The organism is Robinsoniella sp. KNHs210, from assembly GCF_000686105.1.
GTDB lineage: Bacteria > Bacillota > Clostridia > Lachnospirales > Lachnospiraceae > Robinsoniella > Robinsoniella peoriensis.
The window spans coordinates 452680-479465 of record NZ_JMLZ01000002.1; the positions used below are offsets into that span (position 1 = coordinate 452680).

Annotated in this window: 18 protein-coding genes; 9 read left to right on the top strand and 9 right to left on the bottom strand. The window is 43.7% G+C overall.

The window, feature by feature from the left end:
* Positions 1-19: 19 nt before the first annotated feature.
* The gene (locus tag CD03_RS38840; RefSeq protein WP_255348071.1) at positions 20-142 is read left to right on the top strand and encodes a hypothetical protein; all 123 of its coding nucleotides are present in this window, start codon (positions 20-22) and stop codon (positions 140-142) included.
* A 680-nt stretch (positions 143-822) separates the two neighbouring features.
* Here CD03_RS38840 and CD03_RS0108850 read toward each other — a convergent pair.
* The 8 genes from CD03_RS0108850 to CD03_RS0108885 all read right to left on the bottom strand — a co-directional run bounded on the left by CD03_RS0108850 (position 823) and on the right by CD03_RS0108885 (position 8883).
* Positions 823-1026: a hypothetical protein gene (locus tag CD03_RS0108850; RefSeq protein WP_027293333.1), complete on the bottom strand. Its 204-nt coding sequence runs from the start codon at positions 1024-1026 to the stop codon at positions 823-825.
* Between the two features lie 116 nt (positions 1027-1142).
* Positions 1143-2270, bottom strand: coding sequence for a carboxynorspermidine decarboxylase (nspC, locus tag CD03_RS0108855; RefSeq protein ID WP_027293334.1), 1128 nt, complete (start codon positions 2268-2270; stop codon positions 1143-1145).
* Between the two features lie 15 nt (positions 2271-2285).
* A complete protein-coding gene (locus tag CD03_RS0108860) occupies positions 2286-3488 on the bottom strand; it encodes a saccharopine dehydrogenase family protein (protein ID WP_027293335.1) in 1203 nt (400 codons plus the stop codon).
* A 73-nt stretch (positions 3489-3561) separates the two neighbouring features.
* Positions 3562-4425, bottom strand: coding sequence for an agmatinase (gene speB / locus CD03_RS0108865; RefSeq protein ID WP_027293336.1), 864 nt, complete (start codon positions 4423-4425; stop codon positions 3562-3564).
* The gene (gene speE, locus CD03_RS0108870; protein WP_027293337.1) at positions 4415-5266 is read right to left on the bottom strand and encodes a polyamine aminopropyltransferase; all 852 of its coding nucleotides are present in this window, start codon (positions 5264-5266) and stop codon (positions 4415-4417) included. Before speE ends, speB begins: the two co-directional genes overlap by 11 nt.
* A 4-nt stretch (positions 5267-5270) precedes the next feature.
* On the bottom strand, positions 5271-6725 hold the full coding sequence (locus CD03_RS0108875) for an aminotransferase class I/II-fold pyridoxal phosphate-dependent enzyme (protein ID WP_027293338.1): 1455 nt from the start codon (positions 6723-6725) through the stop codon (positions 5271-5273).
* A gap of 10 nt (positions 6726-6735) precedes the next feature.
* Complete coding sequence (gene speD / locus CD03_RS0108880; RefSeq protein WP_027293339.1) at positions 6736-7497, bottom strand: adenosylmethionine decarboxylase; 762 nt, start codon at positions 7495-7497, stop codon at positions 6736-6738.
* A gap of 513 nt (positions 7498-8010) precedes the next feature.
* Complete coding sequence (locus tag CD03_RS0108885; RefSeq protein ID WP_027293340.1) at positions 8011-8883, bottom strand: DegV family protein; 873 nt, start codon at positions 8881-8883, stop codon at positions 8011-8013.
* A gap of 296 nt (positions 8884-9179) precedes the next feature.
* Here CD03_RS0108885 and CD03_RS0108890 point away from each other — a divergent pair, with 296 nt between their 5' ends.
* Both CD03_RS0108890 and CD03_RS0108895 read left to right on the top strand, forming a co-directional pair.
* Positions 9180-9665 carry an acyl-CoA thioesterase gene (locus CD03_RS0108890; RefSeq protein ID WP_027293341.1) on the top strand — a complete coding sequence of 162 codons (486 nt, stop codon included), beginning with the start codon at positions 9180-9182 and terminating at the stop codon, positions 9663-9665.
* Between the two features lie 185 nt (positions 9666-9850).
* Complete coding sequence (locus CD03_RS0108895; protein ID WP_027293342.1) at positions 9851-10453, top strand: adaptor protein MecA; 603 nt, start codon at positions 9851-9853, stop codon at positions 10451-10453.
* A 169-nt stretch (positions 10454-10622) separates the two neighbouring features.
* On the opposite strand, the gene CD03_RS0108900 is transcribed toward CD03_RS0108895, so the two are convergent.
* A complete protein-coding gene (locus tag CD03_RS0108900) occupies positions 10623-12923 on the bottom strand; it encodes an extracellular solute-binding protein (RefSeq protein WP_027293343.1) in 2301 nt (766 codons plus the stop codon).
* 354 nt (positions 12924-13277) lie between these two features.
* On the opposite strand from CD03_RS0108900, the gene CD03_RS0108905 reads away from it, so the two are divergent.
* The 6 genes from CD03_RS0108905 to CD03_RS32970 all read left to right on the top strand — a co-directional run bounded on the left by CD03_RS0108905 (position 13278) and on the right by CD03_RS32970 (position 26754).
* Positions 13278-13601: an L-rhamnose mutarotase gene (locus CD03_RS0108905; RefSeq protein WP_027293344.1), complete on the top strand. Its 324-nt coding sequence runs from the start codon at positions 13278-13280 to the stop codon at positions 13599-13601.
* Positions 13602-13632: 31 nt separating this feature from the next.
* Entirely contained in the window at positions 13633-14871 is a 1239-nt protein-coding gene (locus tag CD03_RS0108910) for a uroporphyrinogen decarboxylase family protein (RefSeq protein ID WP_027293345.1), read from the top strand.
* Between the two features lie 62 nt (positions 14872-14933).
* A complete protein-coding gene (locus tag CD03_RS0108915; RefSeq protein ID WP_044289256.1) occupies positions 14934-15944 on the top strand; it encodes an ABC transporter permease in 1011 nt (336 codons plus the stop codon).
* 84 nt (positions 15945-16028) lie between these two features.
* Positions 16029-17120 (top strand): sugar ABC transporter substrate-binding protein, encoded by a 1092-nt coding sequence (locus CD03_RS0108920; RefSeq protein WP_027293347.1) that lies wholly within the window; start codon positions 16029-16031, stop codon positions 17118-17120.
* Between the two features lie 41 nt (positions 17121-17161).
* Entirely contained in the window at positions 17162-18676 is a 1515-nt protein-coding gene (locus tag CD03_RS32965) for a sugar ABC transporter ATP-binding protein (RefSeq protein WP_156042838.1), read from the top strand.
* Positions 18677-20202: 1526 nt separating this feature from the next.
* Complete coding sequence (locus CD03_RS32970) at positions 20203-26754, top strand: discoidin domain-containing protein (RefSeq protein ID WP_044289258.1); 6552 nt, start codon at positions 20203-20205, stop codon at positions 26752-26754.
* Positions 26755-26786: the final 32 nt, after the last annotated feature.

The window sequence follows — 26786 nt, forward strand, 5'->3', positions numbered from 1 at the left end:
CGCTTTGTAGATGTAGGTAGTGTACGGAAAGATGGGAGTGGGAAACTTGTATGGACTCCGTCAGCTGGCCGCAGAACTGGTATTTTCTAACCTTTCCGAAGCGCTTTTTGGCAGCACGCGGGTATTCACCGAGAAATCCTGATGCATTTCTCGGTTCAGTACCCGCTTAGTATCCGATGGGAGCCAGTCGAATACTATCCGCCAAAAAACACTCCGGAAAGGTAAGTAAATACTCAGCTCTGCTCTACGCTTCCTCCGTCCATACAAGTTTCCCACTCCCATCTTTCCGAGATTCATGTTACCGCCACAAAGCTGAATTTCTCAGCATGGTCGGACCCCTGGGCTGTGGCAGGCTGTTCTTTATTGGATGTAGCGTAGTATGTTTCGGCTATTTAAGCGTAAAAGGAGATGAAAGTTTGCTACTTTTTCTGGAATGAAGAAACAAATCACTGTGATAAGTTCAGTTGCTTTATGTTACTCTTTCTCAGCATGATAGATTCCCTGGGTGTAGATGGATGTTCTTTATTGGATGTAGAGCGGTATATTTTGACAGTTTATGCATAATAGAAGATGAAAGTCTATTCCTTTTTCTGATTGCAGAACATAAAACAAATCCCGTTCTCAAGATCAGTTGCTTAACGCCAATATTGTTCAGCATGCCACAACCCCAGGGTCCCACCACGCTGAGAAAACCAGCTTTGTATCAACGAATGCTATCTCGGAAAGAGAAGGGGGCGAGCCAGGACATTGATTTGGAAGGCGTATAGCAGAGCTGAGTATTTACTTACCTTACCAGAGTGCTTTTTGGCGGATACAATTCGACTAGTACTGCATTGCAAAATGCAGTACTTCTCCCATCGGATTGTAAGCGGGCAGTGAGCTGCGAAATGCATCAGGATTTCGGAGCGAATGCCCGCGTGCCGCCAAAAAGGGCTCTGGGAAGGTTAGAAAATGCCAGTTCTGCGGTAAGCCTTCCAAATCAATGTCCTGGCTCGCCCCCTTCTCTTTCCGTACACTACCTATCATATACAAAGCGTCCTTACTCAGCTAAACCCAAATATAAGTCATTTAATAGAACACTATAAAACGTTCTCTCTAGTCTAAGCAGAAGTCAGTATCTTTTCTATAAAATTTTATTTCGGTCAGGATAATCGGTTTTTAAAATCTTCATAACCAAATTCATGGATGATCCGGCAGTCTCCGTTTTCCTCCTGAAGTGCTATAGCAGGCAGAGCCATTCCATTGAAGGTATTGTTTTTGACCATGGAATAGATAGCCATATCTGCGAATACCAGGCGATCCCCCGGCTTTAGGGGAGCATCAAAGGAATAATCCCCAATGACATCCCCAGCCAGGCAGGTTGGACCAGCCAGACGGAAGGTACAGGGTTTCTTACCTGGTTCTCCCGAATGAAGCAGTGGAGGGCGATAAGGCATTTCCAGTACGTCCGGCATATGGCAGGCTGCGGAGGTGTCTAAGATTGCAATCTGAATATCATTCTGCAGGGTTTCCAAAACAGTAGTTAACAGATAACCGGCATTTAAAGCCACTGCTTCTCCGGGCTCCAGATAGACCTGAACCTGATACGTTTCCTGAATGCGTTTGATACAGGATTCTAAAGCAGCAATGTCATAACCGGGTCTGGTAATGTGGTGCCCGCCTCCAAAATTCAACCATTTCATCTGAGAGAGCCAGGGACCAAATTTTTCTTCTACGGCTTTCACGGTATCCAGTAAAGCGTCTGAATCCTGTTCGCATAAAGTGTGGAAATGAAGTCCTTCCACTCCATCCAGGAGCTCAGGACGAAAATTAGCGGGCGTAATTCCAAGCCGGGAGCCGGGAGCACAGGGATCATAGATCTCGTGCCCTTCCTGGGTAGAAAATTCCGGATTTATACGTAAACCGATACTGCAGCCTTTTTCTCGTGCCCTTGCCCCAAACCGTTCCAGCTGTGAAAAGGAATTAAACACGATATGGCCGCAAAGAGAAGCGATTTCATCAAATTCGTCTTCCCGGTAAGCCGGGGAGAAAATATGATTCTCTTTTCCCATCTCTTCGGCTCCCAGCTTTGCTTCATAGAGCCCGCTGGCGGTAGTACCGTTTAGGTATTCTCCGATCATTGGATATACCGCATACATGGAAAATGCTTTTTGCGCCAGGAGAATCCGGCAGCCGGTATGACTGGTCACACTTTTCAGAATTTCCAGGTTCCGGCGCAATTGCTTTTGATCCACCACATAGCAGGGCGTTGGTAAATGTTCGAACTTCATAAATCCTCCTGTATTCTAATCTACCAGTTCCGGGTTCTCTGAAATCTTCCATGGCAGTCCCCATTTATTCAGGGCATCCATGTATGGATCAGGGTCAAATTCTTCAATATTATAGACACCGGCTTTCTTCCAGGTTCCGGTCATCAGCATCATGGCGCCGATCATGGCAGGCACTCCGGTTGTATAAGCGACTGCCTGGGAACCTACTTCCTCATAACATTTTTCATGGTCACAGGTATTGTAAATGTAGATCTTCTTCTCCACACCGTCTTTTTTACCAATAAAAATATTTCCGATGTTCGTTTTTCCTTTTGTACGGGGACCAAGAGAAGAGGGATCAGGAAGAACCGCCTTTAAAAACTGCAGAGGGACAATTTCTTTTCCTTCATACATAATTGGTTCGATGGAAGTCATGCCAACATTCTCCAGACATTTTAAATGGGTCAGATAACTCTGTCCAAAGGTCATAAAGAAGCGGATTCTCTTGATTCCGGGCATATTCAGTGCCAGTGATTCAATTTCTTCATGATGAAGCAGGTACATATCTTTTTCCCCTATTTCCGGGAAATTGTAGACACGCTTGATTTCCATGGGTTTTGTCTCAATCCACTGGCCGTTTTCCCAATAGGAACCATTTGCGGAAACTTCCCGAATATTAATTTCCGGGTTGAAGTTGGTGGCAAAGGGATAGCCGTGGTCTCCGGCATTGCAGTCAAGAATATCGATGTAGTTAATTTCATCAAAGTAGTGTTTCAGTGCATAAGCGGAGAAGACGCCGGTTACACCCGGATCAAAGCCGCTTCCCAGAAGTGCGGTGATACCTGCTTTTTCAAATTTCTCCCGGTATGCCCACTGCCATTTATATTCAAACTTGGCGGTATCTTCCGGTTCATAATTGGCGGTATCAACATAGTTTGTCCTGGTAGCCAGGCAGGCATCCATAATAGTAAGATCCTGGTATGGCAATGCCAGATTCAGTACCACATCCGGCTGAACTTTTTCAATCAATGTAATCAGTTCTTCTACATTATTAGCATCTACACTTGCTGTTGTAATCTTTGTTTTTGTCTCAGCGGATAATTTTTCTTTCAGTGCATCGCATTTTGATATTGTACGGCTGGCAATGCAGATTTCTTCAAATACGCTGCTGTTTTGGCAGCATTTGTGGATGGCAACGCTTGCAACACCGCCGCATCCGATAATGAGTGCTTTTCCCATATTTGTAATCCTCCTAATTTAAATGGTAATATAGTAACTATTTAGCAGGTCTGCGCATGTACTGCGCTGACCGCTAACCCGTCTGTTCAAGTGACAACAGCAGTTCCCGGACTACTTTGCAGGCAGTTGCAGTAGAGATGCCGCTCTGGTCATATGAAGGGCAGAGCTCATTCACATCGCATCCCACAATGTTTGCACCGGAGCAGACGGTTATAATGGCGTTCAGTAATTGCATAAAGGTTACACCGCCGGCTTCCGGGGTTCCGGTTCCTGGAAAGATGCCTGGATCCAGTACATCCAGGTCAATGGTAAAGTAAACCGGTTTTCCTTTCAGAGACTCCACGGTTTCTAATAGACCGTCAAAGTTAAACTTGCGGGTGTTCACGTGGCCCTGGCTGCCCCAGCTAAATTCTTCCCGGTCACCGGAACGGATGCCGAACTGATAGATCTTCCCATCTCCAACCAGTTCCCAGCATCTGCGAAGAACACAGGCATGGGAAAGCTGTGCACCCAGATAATCTTCCCTGAGATCAGCATGAGCATCAAAATGAATAATATGGAGATCGGGGTACTTGTCAAAAACTGCCCGGACAGCGCCTAAAGTAACCAGATGTTCCCCGCCGATGAGCAGAGGCAGTTTCCCGTCCTGCAGGATTGTTGCTGCACGGTCCTGTATATCCTGCAGGGCAAGTGCAGTATCTCCGAAGCAAAGTTCAAGATCACCGCTGTCAAATATCTGCATGTCACTCAGGTCTTTATCCTGATAAGGGCTATAGGTTTCCAGGCCAAAGGATTCGGATCTGATCGCCTTGCTTCCGAAACGGGTACCCGGACGAAAAGAAGTGGTAGAGTCAAACGGAGCCCCAAACAGAACAATCTTTGCATCCGAATACTCTGCGTCACAACCGATAAAAGTTTCTATATTTTTATTCAACATCTCTTAATAACTCCTCTACATAAGCTGGTAGTGCAAAAGCTCCGGCATGCACCCGGGGTGTATAGTAACGGGTGTTAATTCCTAGCAGATTCCAACCAACCGCATTCAAGTCATGTACCGGATGGTACCGCTTGGAAGCAAAGCCAAAAAGCCAGTGCCCGGACGGATAGGTTGGTATGTGAGCCTGATAGACCCGGCTGATGGGAAAGCTCTCAACAATCCTTTTGTGCGCCCGCTGGCACGCAGTAGCATCATCAGCATAAAATGGGCTTTCGTGCTGATTAACCATTATGCCGTCTTCTTTCAGGGCTTTATAGCAATTGCCATAAAATTCTTTGGTGAACAATCCTTCTCCCGGGCCAAACGGATCAGTGGAGTCAACGATAATCAAGTCGTATTCGTTTTCTCTGGACCGGATAAATTTCAGACCGTCTTCATAGAAGATACTGACTCTGGGATCATCCAGACGGCAGGATGTCTGAGGCAGATATTTTCTGCAGACTTCTACCACCAGGGGATCTATTTCCACCATATCGATTTGTTCAATGCTGGTATAACGGGTCAGCTCCCGGATAACGCCTCCGTCACCGGCACCAATCACAAGGACTTTTTTCACACAGGGATGGACGGCAAGCGGAACATGAGTGATCATTTCGTGATAGATGAACTCATCTTTTTCCGTCAGCATCATATAGCCGTCTAAGGTAAGAAAACGTCCGAACTCTTTTGATTCAAAAACATCTATTCTCTGAAAATCACTCTGCCCGCTGAATAACTGTCTGTTCACGCGGATTGACAGCTTTACATGAGGGGTATGCTGTTCAGAAAACCATAGCTCCATATAATCACACTCCTTTTAAGACATTCAGGTGTCCGATGTCAGGATCTTCAGGACCTGTCATGGAGCAGCCTTTCATTTTTGCGTATTCAATGTATTCCAGAATTCCCTGGGTGATTTTTTCCCCGGGAGCCAAAATCGGGATGCCCGGAGGATAGCACATGACAAATTCACTGCAAACCCTTCCGGCTGTTTCACGGATAGGAAGAGATTCTTTTTCTGCATAAAATGCTTCCTGGGGAGTAACTATCACCTGGGGGTCTATATATTCCTGGGTCAGCATGCCGGCTTTATCCTTCTGGTAACGGCGCTTTATTTCGGCTAAAGCACTCACAAGGCGCTCAATATCCTGCCTGCGGTCTCCGATAGAAATATATGCCAGAATATTGCCGATATCGCCAAACTCAATCTGAATATCGTATTCGTCCCTGAGAATATCATAAACTTCTATTCCTGCAAGTCCGATATCCAGTGTGTGGACAGAAAGCTTTGTCACATCAAAGTCATAAATACTGTTATCATTGATAATCTCACGGCAATAAGCGTAATAGCCTCCGATTGCATTGATTTCACTGCGGGCATATTGTGCAAGAGCACGTACCTTTGCAAATTCTTCCCTGCCGCGTAGTGCCAGATTACGTCTGGAAATATCAAGGCTGGAGAGAAGCAGGTAAGACCCGCTGGTGGTCTGGGTCAGATTGATGATCTGCCGGGTATAGCCCTCGCTTACATTTGATCCGATGAGTAAAAAAGAACTCTGTGTTAAGCTGCCTCCGGATTTATGCATACTGACGGAAGCCATATCAGCTCCGGCTGCCATGGCGGATATAGGCATATCCTCACCGAAGTAAAAATGGGTCCCATGAGCTTCATCAGCCAGAGCCAGCATGTTATGCCGGTGGGCGAGATCCACAATGGCTTTTAAGTTGGAGCATATGCCGTAGTAGGTTGGGTTGTTGACTAAGATAGCAACGGCATCGGGGTGCTCGGCTATCGCCTGTTCTACCTGTGAAACTTTCATTCCAAGAGCAATGCCAAGCTTGTGATCCATATCAGGATTGACATATACCGGTTTTGCACCGCAGAGTACCAGCGCATTAATGACGCTTCGGTGTACATTACGTGGAAGGATAATCTTATCCCCGCGTTTGCAGGCAGTGAGCACCATGCTCTGAACAGCGGATGTCGTACCGCCTACCATTAGGAAAGCGTTTGCAGCGCCAAATGCTTCTGCAGCAAGTTCCTCTGCTTCTTTAATAACCGATATGGGGTGGCAGAGATTATCCAGCGGCTTCATGGAATTCACGTCGATACTGACACAACCTTCGCCTAATAATTCCACAAGTTCAGGGTTTCCACGTCCTCTTTTATGTCCGGGGACATCAAAAGGGACGACCCGCATTCGTTTAAAACGTTCCAGTGCCTCATAGATCGGGGCATGGGATTGAGAATGATTTCCCATAACTTCCCTCCTAATATATATTTCTTCCGCTGAAAATTTCAATCATTTCCCTGCGCAGGCTTCCCATAATTTCAAGCCTGGCTCTGGGTGGAAGTTCATAAACATCTGCATTAAAGAGATAATTTTGCAGATCGATTTCCTTTATCAGCATTTTGGTATGGAACAGATTGGCATCGTAAACGTTAATATCAACAGCATCATATTTCCGGAGTGTTTCTTCTTTTATATAATTCTGAATCGATGTCATATAGTGGTCCATAAATAATTTGTTGCCATATACATCCCTGGTGAAACCCCGTACCCGGTAGTCCATCGTGATAATATCTGAATCAAAGGAACTGATCAGGTAATCCAGGGTGGAGAGGGGTGTAATCTCACCGCAGGTAGCCACATCAATATCTACACGGAATGTGGCGAGGCAGGTATCCGGATGATATTCCGGATAGGTATGTACCGTCACGTGGCTTTTATCCAGATGTGCTACAACGGTATCGCCTCCGGCAGGAACCATGTGATCCTCTGCAATGAGGATTGTGACGGAAGCCCCCTGCGGTTCATAATCCTGGCTGGAAATATTCAGGATCGTGCCGCCGATCATATCAACCAGATGCGTCAGGATTGCCCGCAGCCTTTCTGAATTGTACTGTTCATCAATATAAGCAATATAATCCTTCTGCTCTCTGGGAGTCTTGGCATAACAGACATCATAAATATTAAAGCTCAAGGCTTTCGTCAGATTATTAAAGCCGTAGAGCTTTAACTTATTTTCCATATTTGTACCTCCTTTATCCACCAAAAGGTATTTTATAAACGCGCTCCGGCCTTGATTTTCCTGTAAGACAGGCAAAAAAATAACGCAAGCGCCGGTACAAACTGTCCATCACTTGCGTTATATTATTCTGAATTTGAATTTGCATATATGAAAAAGATGAGCCCCCCAATAAAGGTATGTAGATTCATCTTAAGTATTCCGATTCAAAAACAGATATAGGGATCAGAGTCTATATAGCAAATATTTTACTTTTACTACTCTTATTGACCGTTTCACAAGTTTGATGTGCCAGGATGCACACTGGTTATGAAGTAACCAACTTATAAAATTTGAGCTTTTAACTCAATCAATAAGGCAACAAATGTTGCCAATCGGCAGTTGACCCGGCTGTCCGCATGGCCTTAACTTTCCAAAGTGAAAGTGGTCAAAAATATTTGCATGGGAAGACCTGTTAAATCTGTTTTTCCATACGACTTCAATATAGCATAGGTGGTCTGGGAAGTCAACAAAAAATTATGAGCGTACCTTTCCATAATAGCACAGACCAAGTGCACCCGGACCGGCATGTGTACCGATACTGGGACTGACGTCATTAATTATAATATTTTCAAATCCCAGTTTTTCCCGTATCTGTGAAGCGGCAAATTCTGCATCCTGTATGCAGTCGCCATGGATGATTCCCACCGGACGGCTCTTGTCATAGTTTTCTTCCAGGGTAGCTTTCATATTTTCTACTAAGGCTGAAAGAGATTTTTTACGTCCGCGAACCGTTGCCAGCGGCACGAGTTTTCCTTCCGGATTCACATACAGTATAGGCTTAATATTAATCATACTGCCGAATACGGCAGCAACTTTGGATACTCTTCCTCCACGCTGCAGATGGTGCAGGTCATCTACGGTAAACTGTACATTACCGTGAAGTTTTTCTTCTTCCAGAACAGCGGTTATGTCATCTATGGATTTACCATCAGCCTTTAGATCCAGCGCACGAAGGAGAAGCAGTGTTTCTCCAAGAGATACCGTTAAGGAGTCAATTACCTGAATCCGGGAACCGGGATATTCTTCCATAAGTTCACCAGCGGCAACTGCCACATTATTATAACTGCCGCTCAGGTTTGAGGAAAATGCAATATGCAGAATATCCAGACCTTGTTCCAGCAGGGATTCAAAGCGCTGGCGTATCACTGCGGGATTGTTAGCCATGGAAGTGGGTAGTGCACCTTCCCTCATCTTTTTATAAAATTCAGATGGAGATAGATGCTTCTCATCCCCAAATACCTCGTCCCCGAAAGCATAATATTGAGGAATAATGGTTAAATTATATTTTTCTATGTATTCCGAAGGAATGTCGGAATTGGAATCTGTAGTGATTACAAAATCGTTCATGGGAATCTCCTTTTGTTATATATTCAAAAGATTTGATTATCAAAGTATATAGTATATGAAAAAAATGGGGTTGTCAATGATAAAATAAGAGGAAACAGACCGTAATTTTTTGACAACTGACATGCCGCGTAATATAATGAACTGCAGAGAACAGACAGGCGGATTAATTGAAAGATCTGCTTTTGCCGGTTTTGATTGAAAGATTCAAGAATGAAGGATTCAAGATTGGAAGATTCAAGAATGAAGGATTCAATATTGAAAGATTCAAGATTGAAATATACAGGATGGAGGAAATAATGATTAAGGATCAGACACAGGTTAAGAAAGCAGAAGATTCCAGGACAGAAAATTCCTATTTGCTGATGCCGGGACATATTAACGGGTATGGCAGGCTGTTCGGAGGGATGCTGATGCAATGGATAGATGAGATTGCCGGTATTGTGGCAAAACGGCATGCACAGACAGAAGTTACCACAGCGGCAATTGATAATTTACAGTTTAAATCGGCTGCATACCTGAACCAGACCGTTGTACTTATCGGAAAGATTACTTATGTGGGAAGGACTTCTATGGAAGTGAGAGTGGATACCTATGTAGAAGAGCTTAATGGAACCAGAAAAGTGATCAACCGGGCATATGTGGTTATGGTGGCAATTGACAAGGAGGGGACTCCTGTACGGATACCGGGATTGGCACTGGAAACGGAAGCTGCCCGGGCTGAATGGGAAGGCGGAGAGAAGAGGTACCAGCTACGGAAAACCAGAAGGCAGGAAGGATATTAAAATGGAAAATGCTGTATTTGCCAGTTATTTAATTGGTAAATACAGCATTTTTTTACAAATAGATTAAATTTCTATAAATTTGCATCTGCCTATTGCTGTTTACATAATAATTTGTTATAGTTACAGTATAACAAATATAATAATACCATTTTGAATTTACATGGTCTGGAAAGGGGGAAATAACCATGAAAATAGAAAAAGTGAATGATTCAAGGCTTCTGTGGTCACTGAATAGAGAGGACTTTATCGAATATAAACTCAATGTCAACGATTTTTTATACGGGACGCAAAAAGCACGCACACTATTCCAGGAAGCAATGAGGAAAGCTGAAAAAGATTTAATGTTCCAGGTGGAAGGTTATCTCCTTCATTGTCAGCTTCAGGAATTATCGGCAAGCGGAATCACATTTTCCATTACAAGAAAAGAACAGCTGCCAAAAACAGAAGAAAACCAGTCAAAGGAAAAATCGGTTGAACATACACTGGGATCAGAAGAAGAATTACATCTGCTTTATGAATTTGCACAACTGGATGATGTAATTCGGGTATCAAGGCTTATCAATACGGAGATTCCATTGGAAAATGCACTATACAAATTTGAAGGAGAATACCTTCTGTTTGTAGAACCCAATAAGGACGAGGGAGAACAGATGGCATGGTGTACCATTAATCTGGCTGAATTTGCAGATGTGGAATCGGTCACCAGAGGACAAAAGGCACTGCTGTGTGAACATTCTGAATGTATATTGGAAAAGGATGCATTGCAGAAATTACGGGTTCTCAGTTAAGTAACTGGCGGGAGTGGGGGACTATTTGGTGCCGGTACTGCCAGAGCGTGTCAGAAAGCAATTTTAAACACGCTCTGGCGAATTTTACATCTATAGGATCCTTCATTTCCTATCTTACCCGGCACAATTCTCATTTACAAAGCATCTTTTGTAAGTAAAACCCCAATATCTATTTAATAAAGTGAAGCGGTTTCGGATACCCATAGGAACGGAAAAGGGCTTCCAGCTTTGTCTGACCCTGGATCAGTGCGTCTTCTATGGTATAGCCCTTTTCTAATATATTTCTCAGCACCCCGCAGAGAATTGATTCGATCTTGTTCTGGGGTATTATCAGGGACCTGCTTCGGTAAGGTCCGTTTCTTTTGCGGCAATAGGCAAAACTTTTTTCGGTTAATTCCATCCAGGGATACAATTTCATAAGTTCATGGCTGTGGTAAGGTGCGATAACCGGTGACTGTCCATCCAGAATTGTCATGTAGCTGCTTGTATCCGGCTGGCAGAGCCAGTTAAAATATTGGAATATCTCTTCTGACTTTGTAGTGAACGGATTCAGGCCGAAATTCCAGCCGATGCTCACCGGAGTTTTGCCGGGAATGGGTTCATATCCTACCCGTCCTATGATATTTTCATGAATACTGTTGCTAATTTGTGCTGCGTATTCCGTATATGTAAGAAGAATTGCGGTTTTCCCGGAGTAAAAATCTGAGACAGTTTTTTGTATGGATGTCTCAAAAGGGGACTGCTCTACATAGTGTAATGTCTCTAATATATGGCGGAATGCTTTTATATTTTCGGGAGTATTCATGCATACCCGGTTGTATTTATCCCATAACTTTCCGCCAAAAGACCAGAGGCGTATCAGAATTTCCGGTGCCAGTTCTTCATCCATGCTTCCGGCAAAGGAAGTACCATAAATGGTGGGTGAATCAGGGTTACAGGAACGTGTGAAAAAATTGGCTATTCCGTTAAATTCCGTCCAGGTCTTGGGCGGACGAAGGGAGATCTTATATTTATTTTTAAATGACTTAATCAGGTCCCGCTTTTCAAAGAGGTCCTTGCGGTAAAACATGATCTGGGATCCGCCTATAATGGGAATACCATAGTAGCGGTTTTCATAACAGCAGTTGTCCATGTTTTCATCAAAGAGTAAAAGCGGGTTAAAGCTTCCATTGGCAATGAAATCGGTGATTTCCGACACCAGTGAGTTTTGCACCATATACTCCAGCCAGGGCACATCATACATATAGATATCATAATAATTGCGGGATCGGTCAATATCTTCGATGATTTTATTCAAAAGGTTATTTTGCGGAACAAAATCGAATTCTACCGAAATTCCGGATTCCCTGGTAAATGAACTGGTCAGGAGTTTCGTAGAATGGGAAGTGTCCAGGTCTACCATTAGAGCACGTAGTACCGGGGCCTTTTTCAGAGGCACGGCAGATGGCAGAGGTAAGGATGGAGGTTTTGGAAAGTCCAGGGAGGAGTCTGTTATGTTGTCGGTAAAATTCAGTAATTTTTCTTCGAAAAACATAGGGGATTCAATATTTTTTGCCAATAGGCGGGATGCCTCCGTACCCAGAGTAAAAGCTGTTCTGGAAGTATAAATGGTCCCCGGCAGTTTGGCAGAACTGTTCCAGCTTTCCTCGCCAAGTGTGATAACCTGGATATCACGGGGAACGTTGCGTCCCTGGATCTGGAATGCTTCCAGCACGCCATAAGCGATGTTCTCGGAAGAGGTGATGACTGCTTCAACCGGTTTGCCGCTGAGACGATGCATAGTGGATTTAAATGCATCTTCTTTTGTCATATTAGTATTGCAGACCAGCGTATCATCGAATTTCAACCCATAATTTTGAAATGCTGTCTGGTATCCGCATATACAGTCTTTTTCTGAAGAAAAGTGAGAAGCTCCGGTAATTAGTGCAATGTTTCGGTAACCTTTGGATAATAGTTTTTCAGTAATAAAACAGGTAGTGCGGTAGTTGTCAAAACCGGCAAAACTGACATCTACATTGTGGGGCCTCCGTTCAATAAAGACAGCCGGAATATTAAAATTCTTAATCCTGTTTTGAAAAAATTCTGTGTTCTGCGGCTGGCAGGTTATAATTAAAAGCCCTGATACGTTCTGACTCACAAAATCTTCGATTTTCTCGCATTCAATATCCGGTGAATTATTAGAAAATGCCACACTGATCGTATAGTCTTTATTCTGCAGATAAGATGAAATTCCTTTAAATATTTCTGCATGATAGTGGTTGTCAATATCAGTGAGTACAACGCCAATGCGGTTGGTAGCAGATAATTTCAAGTTTCTGGCCGAGGCGTTGGGTATATATTTCAGTTTTTCTATGGAATCCATAACTTTCATTTTTGTTTCCGGCTTCACCTGGCGTTTTCCGCTGAGACAACAGGAAACTGTTGCAATAGATACACCGGCATCTCTAGCAACATCATTTAAAGTTGCCATGTATGGCATACCCCCTTATCTTAAAGAGAATCTGGTACTGAAATTAACATTTTGCAGTACCGGTTAATAAGAAGTTATCATGAAATCATAAAACAGTCAATATATCTAAACGTTTAGATTTATATTTTAGAAAACCTATTGTAAATAATGATTAAGAATATATAATGTAAATATCAGATGAACAATAAAAAAACGAAAAAGAGATGTAAAATCACTTATATATTGTACAATATGACGAAAGCGGGAATGAGATATACCAGAGTGATACTAAAATCGAAACGAAAATGTGAAAAAGTAATAATTGAACAGGCGCTTGATTATGCTTTGGAAAATTAGAAATGGAGGAAAATTCATATGAGAAGATACGGGCAGGTAATCAAGGTTAAAGAAGAATTTTTAGAAACTTATAAAGCTTTGCATGCACAGCCTTGGCCGGAGATCAATGCAAAGATCAAAGAATGCAATATCAGTAATTATTCCATATATTACCGGGATGGCTATTTATTCAGCTACTATGAATATACGGGAAATGACTACGAAGCGGATATGAAGAAGATGGCAGATGATCCCAAGACACAGGAGTGGTGGGGGCTATGTGATCCATGTCAGGAGCCGGTGGAATCGGCTGCAGAAGGTGAATGGTGGGCTGAAATGAATGAGGTTTATCATTTAGATTAAAATCTAAACGTTTAGAGAAAAGGAGATTAATATGACATCAAGAGAACGGATATTAACATCAATCTTACACAAGCAGCCGGATTATGTTCCTCTGGATTTAGGGGGAACACCCAGCTCGGGTATATCGGCAATTGCTTATAACAAGTTAAAGAGGCATTTGAACCTGACGGGAGGGCATACGAGAATCTTTGATGTAGTACAGCAGGTTGTACAGCCGGAAGATAATATTATGGATATGTTCGGAGTAGATGTAGTTGATATTGGAAGGGCATTTAATGAAAAAGACAGCGACTGGTACGACATTACTTTAGCAGATGGATCTGTTGGGCAGTATCCCAAATGGTTCCATCCACAGAAACAGGAGAACGGAGATTATCTGGTAATTGACAAGGAAGGAACCACCATTGCTAAAATGCCGGTAGGAGCAACGTTTTTTGATCAGACATATTTCCCATATTGTGACGATTACCCGGATGACTATCGTGACCTGGACCATCAAATGGGAAAAGTACTGTGGAGCGCGCTGGTACATAGCCCCTGGGATCATGCCACAGAGCCGGATTTTTATAAACAGCTTCGGGAGCGCACACTCAAAATGAGGGCGACGACAGACCGGGCACTTATGATAACCTGCGGATGCAACCTTTTTGAATGGGGAACCTTCTTAAGAAGAATGGATAATTTTCTTATGGACACTTATGCAGATCCGGAAAATGTAGAGATATTGGTAGGAGAGCTGATGGAGCGCCATTTGGCCACCCTGGAAAAGGTATGTGAGTCGGTGGGAGATATTGTGGATATTCTCAGATTTGGAGATGACCTGGGAATGGATACCGGAATGTTTATGTCTCAGGAGAAATATCAGACCCTCTTTAAGCCTTATCATAAGAAGTTAAATGAATATGTCCACAAGCACAGCAGCATGAAGACATTTTTACACTCCTGTGGTTCTATTTACCCGATAATGGGAGATCTCATCGATGCGGGATATGATGTGATTAATCCGGTTCAGACCACTGCGTACCAGATGGATCCGCAGGTATTAAAAAGAGAATTTGGCAGAGACATTACCTTTTGGGGCGGTGGATGCAATACCCGGTCTGTGCTTAACAGATCCACTCCCGGGGAAGTATATGACTACACCAGGAGGATGATTGATATTTTCTATCAAGACGGTGGATTCGTGTTCAATCAGGAACACAATATTATGCCGGATGTACCGCCGGAGAATTTGCTGGCAATGTATCGGGCAGTGGCTGATGCCAGATAGGTTAAGTGACAATTTGCGATAGTTAAAGATAGCATGTAATGGCATGAAAGGAGTATTAAGAAATGGAAAAGGGCAATAAAGTCAACAAAAGCCAGCTGAAAAAATTGTTTGCAAGAAGTGAGGTAACGGTAATTGCTGCAGTACTGGCTCTGGGAATTATTTTTACAGCATTTTCAGACAGCTTTTTTACCGCCTATAATTTATTCAATATGGGAAGAACGGCTGCAATTTATATATTCATTGCAATTGGGCAGGCATTGGTAGTCATTGTAGGCGGTATGAATTTATCGCTTGGATATATCGGGGGTATGACAGTTGTCGCTGCCGGTTATAGTATGCAGGTATTGGGGCTTCCGCCGGTGGCAGCGGTATTGGCCGGCCTGGCAGTAGGCGTAGCAGCAGGCTGCATAAACGGAGTGATTATTACAACTTTAAAATTAAACTCATTTGTAGTTACCCTGGCTACTTCCTTTATATTTACCGGATTAATCAACGGTATATCCCAGGGTTATCCGTATAATGAGATACCGGAAAGCTTTACATTCCTGGGAAGGGAAGGGTTTCTTGGAATTCCGTTTCTTCTCTGGATGGCAGCGATTGCTTTGCTGATACTGGGATATTTCTTTAAATATACGGTGACCGGACGGCGCATTTTATCTACGGGAGGCAACGTGGAAGCAGCAAGAATGTCCGGTGTCAATACCAATAAAATGATTATTCTGGCAAATGTGGGATCCGGATTATTTGCAGCAATCGCAGGGCTGCTATGGATATCCAGAACCGGATCTGCACAGCCGTCTACAGGTGTAGACTGGATGGTTATATCCTTTGCAGTGGCAGTAATTGGCGGAACGGCGTTAAAGGGCGGTGTATTTAATCCAATTGGAGTATTCTTTGCAGGATTTCTGATTGTTATGGTAAAGAACGGACTTGTTATGTTAAATGCTAATATTTATTACGAACAAGCGTATCTGGGATTAATTCTTTTGCTGGCGGTTTCCCTGGACAGCATTAAATCTATCATGAACAGCAGGAAGCTGAAGCAGGAGTTGAAAAAGAAGCAGCAGGCATAGGGGCATCTCAGGATGCAGTGAATCAGGTTGTATTACATAGAAAGCAGGAGCTATAAAGCTCCTAAGAAAAGGAGAATAAATAATATGAAGAAAATGATGGCAACTTTATTATGTGCAGTATTAGTAACGGGATTATGTGCATGCGGAAGTCCAAAAGCACCTACAGAAGAGACGAAATCAGGTCAGACGACAGATGTGGATGCTAAAGAACCAGCAGGGGAAGAAAAATCGGGTTCCGATTCGGCAACAAAGATTGCATGGTATGCTCCGGCGCCCCATCCTTATTTCGACGAAGTTAAAAAGGGCGTTGAGAAATTTCAGGAAGACCAGGGTGTGGAAGTCGTAATCCAGATCGGTCCAGACTGGACCCAGGCAAGTGAAAATGAAAAAGTGGAAGCTTTAATTGCCCAGGGAGTAAATGCACTGTCCATCTATCCCTGTGATGCGTCCGGAGCTAACGGCCTGTATGAAGAAATTACGAAAAAGATGGGGGTTAATGTCATTAATTTTGGTACCGATACGGCAAAACCTACCACTGCTTCCTTTGCAGTAGCTACCGATGTAAAACAGGCGGCATATGATGCAACAGAAGCTGTAATAAAGATGATGGGAGAAAAAGGTAATATCTTAAATGTACTGGAAGTACTGGAAGATCCCAATACTGCACTTCGTAAAGAAGGTGTGGAAGAAGCAGTAGCTAAGTATCCGGATGTTACGATCATACAGGAAATAGCTGGAATTAAAACCCAGGAAGAGGCAGTCAGCAAAATTGAAAGTGCACTTTCTGCAAACGTTGGAAAGATTGATGGAATTGTCTGTACCGGACTGGTTACAAGCGTAGGTATGACACAGACTTTATCTGATTATTACGAAAAACAGGGAGATGACAAGCATATCTATACGGTTGCCATTGATACGGACTCCGGTGTTATGAAAGGGATTGAGAATGGTATTGTAGATGCAACAATTGCCCAGAATACAGCAGGTCACGGTTACATTTCCTGTATGATTTTAAAATATATGGGAGAAGGATATAAAGTAAAGGATGGCCAGTATTTTATCAATGCCGGAAATGTTATTGTTACGAAAGATAATCAGACTACCTATGAAGCAGAGCTGGATCAGGTAACCCAGGATATCTTAGGAAAACTTACAACCGAGTATCTGACGAAATAGAATATTGTGCCTCCCGGAGTATTTACCCCAGGAGGCACCTAGTGGAGGTTCGTATGCTGGAATTAAAAAATATAAGTAAAATCTTCCCGGGGGTAAAAGCGCTGGATGATGTTTCCCTGAGCTTTCGCAAAGGCGAAATACACGCTCTAATGGGTGAAAATGGAGCCGGAAAATCGACCCTCATGAAAATTATAACAGGTATTTACCATCCTGATATGGGAGAGGTGTATCTGGATGGAGAAAAGGCAGATATCAAGAATTTCAGGGATGCAGTTGCCCATGATATCAATATGGTAAGCCAGGAGATTCAGGTGATTCCGGAGTCAACAGTCGCTGAGAACATTATTTTAGACCGGATTGACCAGTTTAAAAAAGGGCTTGTGGTGGACTGGAAGAGGATAAATGAGACCGCTGTCAAGTATCTGCGCATTGTGGGTCTGGACATCAGCCCTACCCAGAAGATTGAACACCTGACGGCTGCACAAAAACAGCTGATACAAATAGCGAAAGCTTTGTCCTCAAATGCAAAATACATACTTCTGGATGAACCTACATCATCATTGACTACCTATGAGAGCAACAATCTGATTAAGATTGTAAAGCGCTTAAAGGAACAGAATGTGGCAGTCATATTTGTATCCCACAAGCTGGAAGAGGTAATCGCACTCTGTGATAAAGTCTCCGTACTGAGAGACGGAAAATATGTGGGGACAAAAAGCTGTGTGGGAATTACCCGTCAGGACATAGTCAAAATGATGATTGGACGGGAAGAGTCAAATGAACATCTGGGATTTCTGGATGTGAAAGAAGACGTGGTGCTGGAAGCAAAAAATATCACCACATATGGGCAGTTCGACCACGTTGGGTTCCAGTTAAAGCGTGGTGAGATACTGGGTTTTTACGGGCTTGTAGGCTCAGGAAGAACAGAATTGGTGCGGCTTTTGATCGGTGCGGATAAAATGGATCAGGGTGAAGTTTACGTAAAAGGAAAAAAAGCAGCCATAAATTCCGTACAGGACAGCCTGGAGCGGTATGGCATCGGATATGTATCGGAAAACAGAAAAGAGGAAGGCTTGATTCTGGATTTTTCGGTTGGGACCAATACAACCATAACAATCTGGTCCCGCATCCGCAATAAGTTTAAGAAGATCAATATAAAGGAAGAAGAAAAAACAATCCGTTACATGATCGACAAAATGAAAATCAAAACGCCTACAGCAGAAACCAGGGTAGGAAGCCTCTCCGGCGGAAACCAGCAAAAGGTCAGTATCGGGAAATGGCTGGCAGCAGACTGTGATGTGCTGATCATAGACGAACCTACGGTAGGTGTCGATGTGGGAGCCAAAAAGTATATCCATGATTTAATCTGGAGCCTTGCAAAGGATGAGGGAAAATCTATTATATTGATCTCTTCCGATATGCCTGAGATGATTACCCTTGCCAGACGCATCCTGGTATTTAAGGATCAAAAAATCACAGGTGAAATAAATAACCTGAATGCAGAGGAACGAAGATATGAAGATGTAAGCGGAGAGATTGGAAAGTTGATGGCTTAGTACTGCAGGGAACGTTTTGTGATGTTTTATTAAATGCATTATATTGGGGTTTAGCTGAGGAAGGGACGCTTTGTAGATGGAGGTAGTGTACGGAAAGAGAAGGGGGCGGACCAGGACATTGGTTTGGAAGGCTTACCGCAGAACTGGCATTTTCTAACCTTCCCGGAGCACTTTTTGGCGGCACGCGGGCATTCGCTCCGAAATCCTGATGCATTTCGCAGCTCACTGCCCGCTTAGTATCCGATGGGAGCCAATCGAATACTATCCGCCAAAAAGCACTCCGGTAAGGTAAGTAAATGCTCAGCTCTGCTATACGCCTTCCAAACCAATGTCCTGGTCCGCCCCCTTCTCTTTCCGAGATAGCATTCGTTGATACAAAGCTGGTTTTCTCGAGGCCACTGAAAAAGTTTAAGCCAAAGTAATATTGCACAAAAGGTTAAAATTTTAAAGTTCTCTACTCTCCAAGGAACGTGATAGATTCGTTTGTTAAGGTCCTATAAAAACATAAAACTAATATTTATTTGTGTAATATGACAAACGCTTTTAAAAATAGGGGACTTTTTCAGTGGCCTCGGTTTTCTCAGCATGGTGGGACCCTGGGGTTGTGGCAAGCTGGACGCTATTGGTGTAAAGCTAATGATGTCAAGCAACTGATCTTGAGAACGGGATTTGTTTTTCTTTCTGTGATCAGAAAAAGAAGTAGACTTTCATCTTCTCTTACGCATAAACAGCCGAAACATACTGCGCTGCGTCCAATAAAGAACAGCCTGCCACAGCCCAGGGGTTCCAACCTGCTGAGAACGAGTAGCATAGGGTAACTGGACTTATCACCGTAATTTGCTTCTTCATTCCAGAAAAAGTAGCAAACTTTCATCTTTTTTTACGCATAAACAGCCGAAACATACTACGCTGCATCCAATAAAGAACAGCCTGCTACAGCCCAGGGGTTCCAACCTACTGAGAAAACCAGCTTTGTGGCGGTAACATGAATCTCGGAAAGATGGGGGTGGGAAACTGATATGGGCGGAGGAAGCGTAGAGCAGAGCTGAGTATTTACTTAGCTTTCCGGAGTGCTTTTTGGCGGATAGTATTCGACTGGCTCCCATCGGATACTAAGCGGGCACTGAACCGAGAAATGCATCAGGATTTCTCGGTGAATGCCCGCGTGCCGCCAAAAAGTGCTTCGGAAAGGTTAGAAAATACCAGTTCTGTGGCAAGCTGACGGAGTCCATATCAGTTTCCCACCCCCATCTTTCCGTACACTACCTCCATCTACAAAGCGTAATTTAATCAGCTAAACCCAAATATTGACACCGAAAATTACAAATACCTAGTTTTTCGGTGTTTTTGCGTCAGAAAACAAAAAACTGTTCCGGATTTTCCACATCATTGTTCAGGAATGTGCATTTCCTAAGAAAAATCCATTTGTTATACTTATGAATATCACAGTAAAGGGTACTACGGTCAGCTGCATGGAAGCGTTTTGATTAGTCTCACTGTGAAAAAAAGGAATGGGGGTTTCATTTATGAGAAGGAAGAAAAGAAAAGTATGGCAGGGATTGGCCGGAATTTTATGCACGGCAATGCTGGTACCATGTATCAGCCCGGCATTTACGGCGAAGGCAGAAGGTGGAAACAGCGATGCGCAGTGGGAAAAGATTTCTGGAATCATGGATACATTTGCGGATAAAGCGGTCTGGACGAATACAAAATATGATCAGGCTATCACGCAGCAAATGCCCAGTACCGCACTTTTGGGAAATGGAGAAATCGGTGCTACCTCTTATGGGAATGATACGGAAAAAACCTGGCTTTTATCATCCAATGATTTCTGGTCAGACAATTCACTGTATTTTGGGTATGTGGGAAGAACACCGCAGATTATAACGGGGGGCGGGCTGACAATAACCCCTGCTGAAGCCGGACATGAATATAACCTGATTTATGGCAGCCAGGTCAAAGCCAGTTCTGAGTCCCGGGACCATGGGGCAGCGCTGACTGCTGGCGGATTATATTTGAAAAATTTAAATGGAGACGGTGAAAACTTTACGGGCTGGGAAGCAGCAGAAACAGGTACACCCCAGTGGATTTTATATGATCTGGGATTTAATGAGATTATGGACCGTCTGGTTGTGCGCCATGACAATTACACGTCCGGCAAGGGAAGCGGGCGCAATACAAAGGATTTTGAGATTCAGACTTTAAAGAATGGCATCAAGCCGGAAAATGCAGGGGAAGAAGACTGGGTTACAGTAGAAAAAATCACTGGCAATGAAGCCGACAGTACGGAAGTAAAATTAAATCCGGCACAGAGCTTCCGGTATCTTCGGATCTATATTACCCAAGCGACTGCTGAAGGGGAAGATGGAATTGCCAGAATCGGGCAATTGGAAGGTTATTACAAAAATGATGAATACCAGATGCCGATTATCGATAATAAAGGATCGGAACATCCCTATAATAAAGTATACCAGATGCCGGCTTATGCAAGCAGCCAGACCCAGGGGCATGAAGCTGAAAAAGCCGTGGGCGGCGTAACCCAGGCAGAAGGATGGGTATCTGATATCGGACAGGAACAGTATCTGATAGTGGATCTGAAGGTATCCACTAAATTTAACCGCTGGCATGTGAAGCATGATAATTATACATCCCGTAAAGGAGCAGACAGGAATACAGATTCTTTTGATCTGCAGACCAGTGAGGATGGCGTGAACTGGACAAAGGTTGATTCTGTGACCGGCAATAAAGCGGATGTGACAGACAGAAGGCTGCTTTATGACCATCAGGCGCGTTATGTAAAATTAAATATTACAAAAGCTTCCCAAGAAGATGACCAGACTGCAAGAGCAAGAATCAGCCAGTTTGAAATCTATATGGATGACAACTACGGTACCAGTTATGCCACTTTGGATGCAGGGGCACAGGCGAAGGTTTCCAGCATTATGAATGAGGCGCGAACCGGTGATAATATGATTAATAATAACTGGTATACGGAAGGAAACGGCGGAAATGACTATTGCGGATGGGTCAGCAACACCAATGTAAAGCCCCACTGGGCACAGATTGATCTTGGGACGGAACGGTCTATAGATGAAATTGCGATTTTACATATGGGAATGCAGGCACATATGGATGATCTGTACGCGACGGGAAATAAAAATGCTCCGGGATATCAAAAGTTTACTACAAATAATTATAAGGTTTCCGTTAGTGTAGACGGAACAAACTGGGATGTACTGGACGATATCACAGGAAATAAGGCAAGTATTTACGACAATAAACTGAGCAAGCCTATATCGGCAAGATATCTCAGGGTGGATATCGGGAAATCAGAGCAAAGTGCAAATGACCGGGCGCGGATTCTTAAAGTATTTGCCTTTAATAATGATGAAAATCCGTTATATTCCATGCCATTAGAGTTTACACCTGTGGAACCGGAGCCGGATGACAACAAAGAGGTAATTGCTCCGGAAGAGGCACAGTACAACGTGGCATATAAAGCAGAAGTCAGCGTTAGTTCTGAGAGCGAAGGATATGAAGGGAAAAACGCGGTAGGCGGTGTGTACCAGTACATAGATGATTCGAAAGAAAAAGCGTTTGAAGGCTGGGTATCCATGCTCGGGCAGGAGCAGTATCTCCAGCTGAGTTTCCCGGAAATGATCCAGTTTAGCCGCTGGCATGTGAAACATAACAATGCAACTACCGGAAAAGGTGCTGTCTATAACACCAGGGATTTCAAACTGGAAATCAGCAGAGACGGTGAAAAATGGGTAACAGTTGACCAGGTAGTGGATAACCAGGAAGATGTCACAGACAGGCAGATGCTTTATCCGGTAAGCGCGAAGTATGTGAGATTACATATTACAAAAGCATCCGGAGAAGACGGCGGGGAAGCAAGAGCACGCATCAGCCAGTTTGAACTTTATCAGGATGATGACTTTGCAAACAGCCTTACAATGGCGGACAAGGGAGCTTCTGTTACTACCTCCTCCGATCCTTACACAACTCAGGAAACCCTGATCTCAGATAATTTTATAAAACTGGATAAAAACGGAATCAACGATTATAACGGCTGGATCAGCGTTCATGCACAAATGCCTCAATGGGCAAAAGTGGATCTGGGTGAGGTGAAGTCTTTTGATGAAGTAGGAATATTATTTGCAGGAGCAGAAGCCCTGGTACAGGATCTTGCAGCAGGGGGAGCTGTAAATGCGGATAACAGCAAGTATACGGATGCGGAAGGAAATATCGGATATCGCAGATTCCGGGCTAAGCAGTTTACCGTAGAGCTCAGTAAGGACGGCGAATCCTGGGATGAAATTGGTAATTATACCGATAACCGGGCAGGCGAAGTAACGATTCAATTACCGGAACTTGCAGAAGCCCGCTATATCAGAGTAAATGTTAGCCAGGGGCAGCAGACTCCGGCATCGGATCAGAGAGCCAGAATCGGTAAGATTTATGCATTTAACAATCAGGAGACACCGAAAGTCGTAATGCCGGTAGAAGAATATCCGGTATATCAGGAGCAGGCCACGGCAGCGGGGCAGGCGGAATCTGTAAGATATGCAGAAGAGGAATATGTATCTGCTGAGTCAGTTGCATTTGTACCAGAAGAGGCAGTGGTACAAAAGGAGGAGCCAGCGGCTAACCAGACAAGAGAAGCTACTCCTTTCCGGGAAGAGATGGACATTGCAAAAGCAGAAGTACGTACCGTAATGGACATGGGAAATGTTCCCGTGGATATGACAAACTGGCTTGTGGCAGATAAGAATATAATGGTTACCCAGATTACTTCAAAGGGCAACCAGGCACAGACTGTAGATGTCCGCCCATGGGGGAAAAACACCCTGGCTAAGACAACGACAGATGCCAATGTATTAAGTAAACCGCAGACCATTGCCCAGTCCGGAGTCAGCAATGATACAGTATGGGCAACCAGAAAATCAAATGTAGAAGATGAAATAAAGAAAAGCAGCGATGGAAGCCAGACGGTAAAGGCGGCGGATTGGATGAGCGAGTTTGCCATTGCATCCAAAGTACTGGGAACAGATAACCTAAAATATTCTTCTCAGGACAATGAAGGAATTATCCGCATTGAAATCCCGGCAGGAGAGACGGTAACCGTTGTTACAGCCATAGACTGTGCAGAAAATCAGGCAGTCGATGCAGCGGATGGTGCAGAAGGGCTGGCAGTTAAGAATGTACTGGAACTCCTGGATGAAGTAAAGAGTACAGATGATGTGGATAACCTGCATGAAAAACATCTCAATTGGTGGAAAGATTATTATCAGCTGTCCTATGCAGACTTTCATGACACGGAATTAAACAGGCTGTATTATGGTTCACAATACATTTTTGCTTGCTGTACCAGAGAAGGTTCCCAGGCACCGGGCTTATATGGAGTATGGACAACCAGGGACAATTCAGGATGGCAGGGAGACTACCATTTAAATTATAATTTCCAGTCCCCGTATTACGGCTCATATTCCAGCAACAGGTTGAAAGAATTTTCACAGCCAATGTTTGATGTGTTTATTGAATACATGGATACCGGAATAGAACGTGCAGCCAATCCGGAACATTTAAAATCCATCAGCAGCTGGTATTATGGAACCAGAGAGGAAGACTTTAAAAACGGATTTGAGGATGCTTTACTGCTTCCTGTAGGATTAAAGCCATTCAAAGTATCATCGGATGATGCTTCTTATTTGAACCAGACGATTAATGCTCTGTTCTGTGCATCTCAGATTTGTGCATATTACAACTATACACTGGATAAGGAATGGCTGATGAAAAAGCAGGAATCTGCATCAGGAAATTTGTATTCCCCATATGATTTTCTTGTAAAGACAGCTAATTTCTATGAACAGTGGGTAGAAAAACGGAGTGCCAGAGTCGATGATGAATTTGTAAAGGACAATCCGTGCTCCGATGCAGGAGGACAGTCACAGACTACAAAATATACTAAAAACTATGAGAAATATCCGGAATATGACGGTACAGGCGAATATACTTATGTACTATTTGACGGTTCCCACGAAGGCTCTTTTGAATTCAACCCCAATGTGACCATAGGCAATTTACAGAACCTGTTGGATACGCTGGTTGGAATCGGCAGTGAAGCAGCACCGTCACAAGAAAAGTTTGGAGTATGGCAGGATATTTCCACCCACCTGCCCGGAATGGAAGTCAGCATATATGAATATCAGGGATTTAATGCGAATTCCCAGAAAAACTCTAATTATTTGGGAAAAGAAATATTTGGACTTTCAGAAGACCGTAAGATCCGTCCGATATCTGCAACCGTTAATCTGGAAGGAATACAACCAGGGGATCAGCTGGGATTTGATTCCGATCCCTACTTACTGGAAGTAGCGCGCAATACCGTAAATGTATGCGGAAACGACGGTGCTGCCTACGGAAGCGCCGGCTGGAATATGGTAAATAACACGCCAAAGATCTTCACCCATGCAGCCAGGGTACAATATGATGCTGCAACACTGGTCAGCAAGATCAAACAGTATGTAGTTAAGAAAATGGCAGGTAATTATTACGTTGATGACAACACCCACGGCTGGGAAAAAGTAGGGGTTATGGAAGCTCTGAATGATATGATGGTCTATTCCGATAATGGATTTATCAAGACATTCCCAACCTGGACAGGCAATAACGCAGAATTTCAGGATATCCGCGTAAAAGGAGCATTTCTGGTATCTGCAGAGATGAAAGAAGGAACGGTTCCGTCCATTCATATTACAAGTGAAAAGGGAACGGATGCAAAAGTTGTTATTCCATGGGACGGAGCATTTGTGACCAGGGAAGACGGAAGCCTGGTATCCACAGCTTACGGGGAAACAGAAAATTCCAAAGAGAAAACAATTGAATTTAGCACAGAGCCGGGGACTTCTTATATTATCCACGAATTGGGCAATAACGAAGAGCTGTTGGATATCCTGGAGAAAATGCTGGCGGATGCAGAGTCAGCAAAAGTATCGGCAGAAGCGGCACAGCAGAAAGCTGAGGAAGAAAAGATCGCAGCAGAAGCGGCAAAGAAGGCGGCTGAAGAAGCTAAGGCTGCGGCAGAAGCAGCACAAAATGCAGCAGATCAGGATGCAGAAGCAGCAAAAGAAGCACTGGCGAAGGCTGAGGCTGCCAAAGCAGAAGCAGTGAAAGCCCAGGAAAAAGCAGAAGAGGCGAAGAAAGCCGCAGAAGCAGCAAAAACAGCAGCCCAGGAGGCGCAGTCTAAGACAGAAGCCACCAAAGAAGAAATTGTCCGTTTGAAAGCAGCAGCAGAGGAAGCTCAAAAGCAGGCAGAGGCTGAAAAACAGGCAGCCGAAGAAGCGAGAAAACAGGCGGAGGCCGAAAAGCAGGCAGCAGAAGAGGCAAAGAAACAGGCAGAAGCTGAAAAACAGGCAGCTGAAACAGCCAGACAAAGAGCTGAAGAAGAGCGAAAAGCAGCAGAAGAAGCAAAGAAATCCGCCCAGGAAGCCCAGGCGAAAGCTGAAGAAGCTAAAAAAGCAGCAGAAGAAGTACAAAAGACAGTAGAAGCAGCAAGAGATGCGGCACAAGAGGCGCAGAGAAAAGCAGAAGAAGCACAGAAAGCCGCACAAAAGGGAAGTACAGACACCGTTACAAGCCTGAAGAAAGGCAAGATATACCAGAGCGGTTCCCTGAAGTATAAAATAACAAAGCTTACATCCGGATCGAAAACCGTGTCAGTGACAGGCACCACAAATAAAAAAATAAAGAAACTGACCATTCCTTCTACAGTTACCATTCAGAAAGTGAAGTTTAAGGTTACGGAAATTGGAAGCAAGGCATTTAAGAACCGGAGAACTCTGGAGAAAGTAACTATTGGTTCTAATGTGAAGAAGATTGGTTCCCAGGCATTCTATGGTACAAAAGGACTGAAGAATATTACCATTAAATCCAAAGGGTTAAATTCAGTTGGCAAGAATGCATGGAAAGGAATTTCAACAAAAGCGGTAATCTCTGTTCCAAAGTCTAAAGTAAATACTTATACAAAGTTATTTAGTGGAAAAGGACAGGCAAAGACCGTAAAAATAACAAAATAAGACAGGTAAAAGCTGTCCTGCAGGGCTGAGTG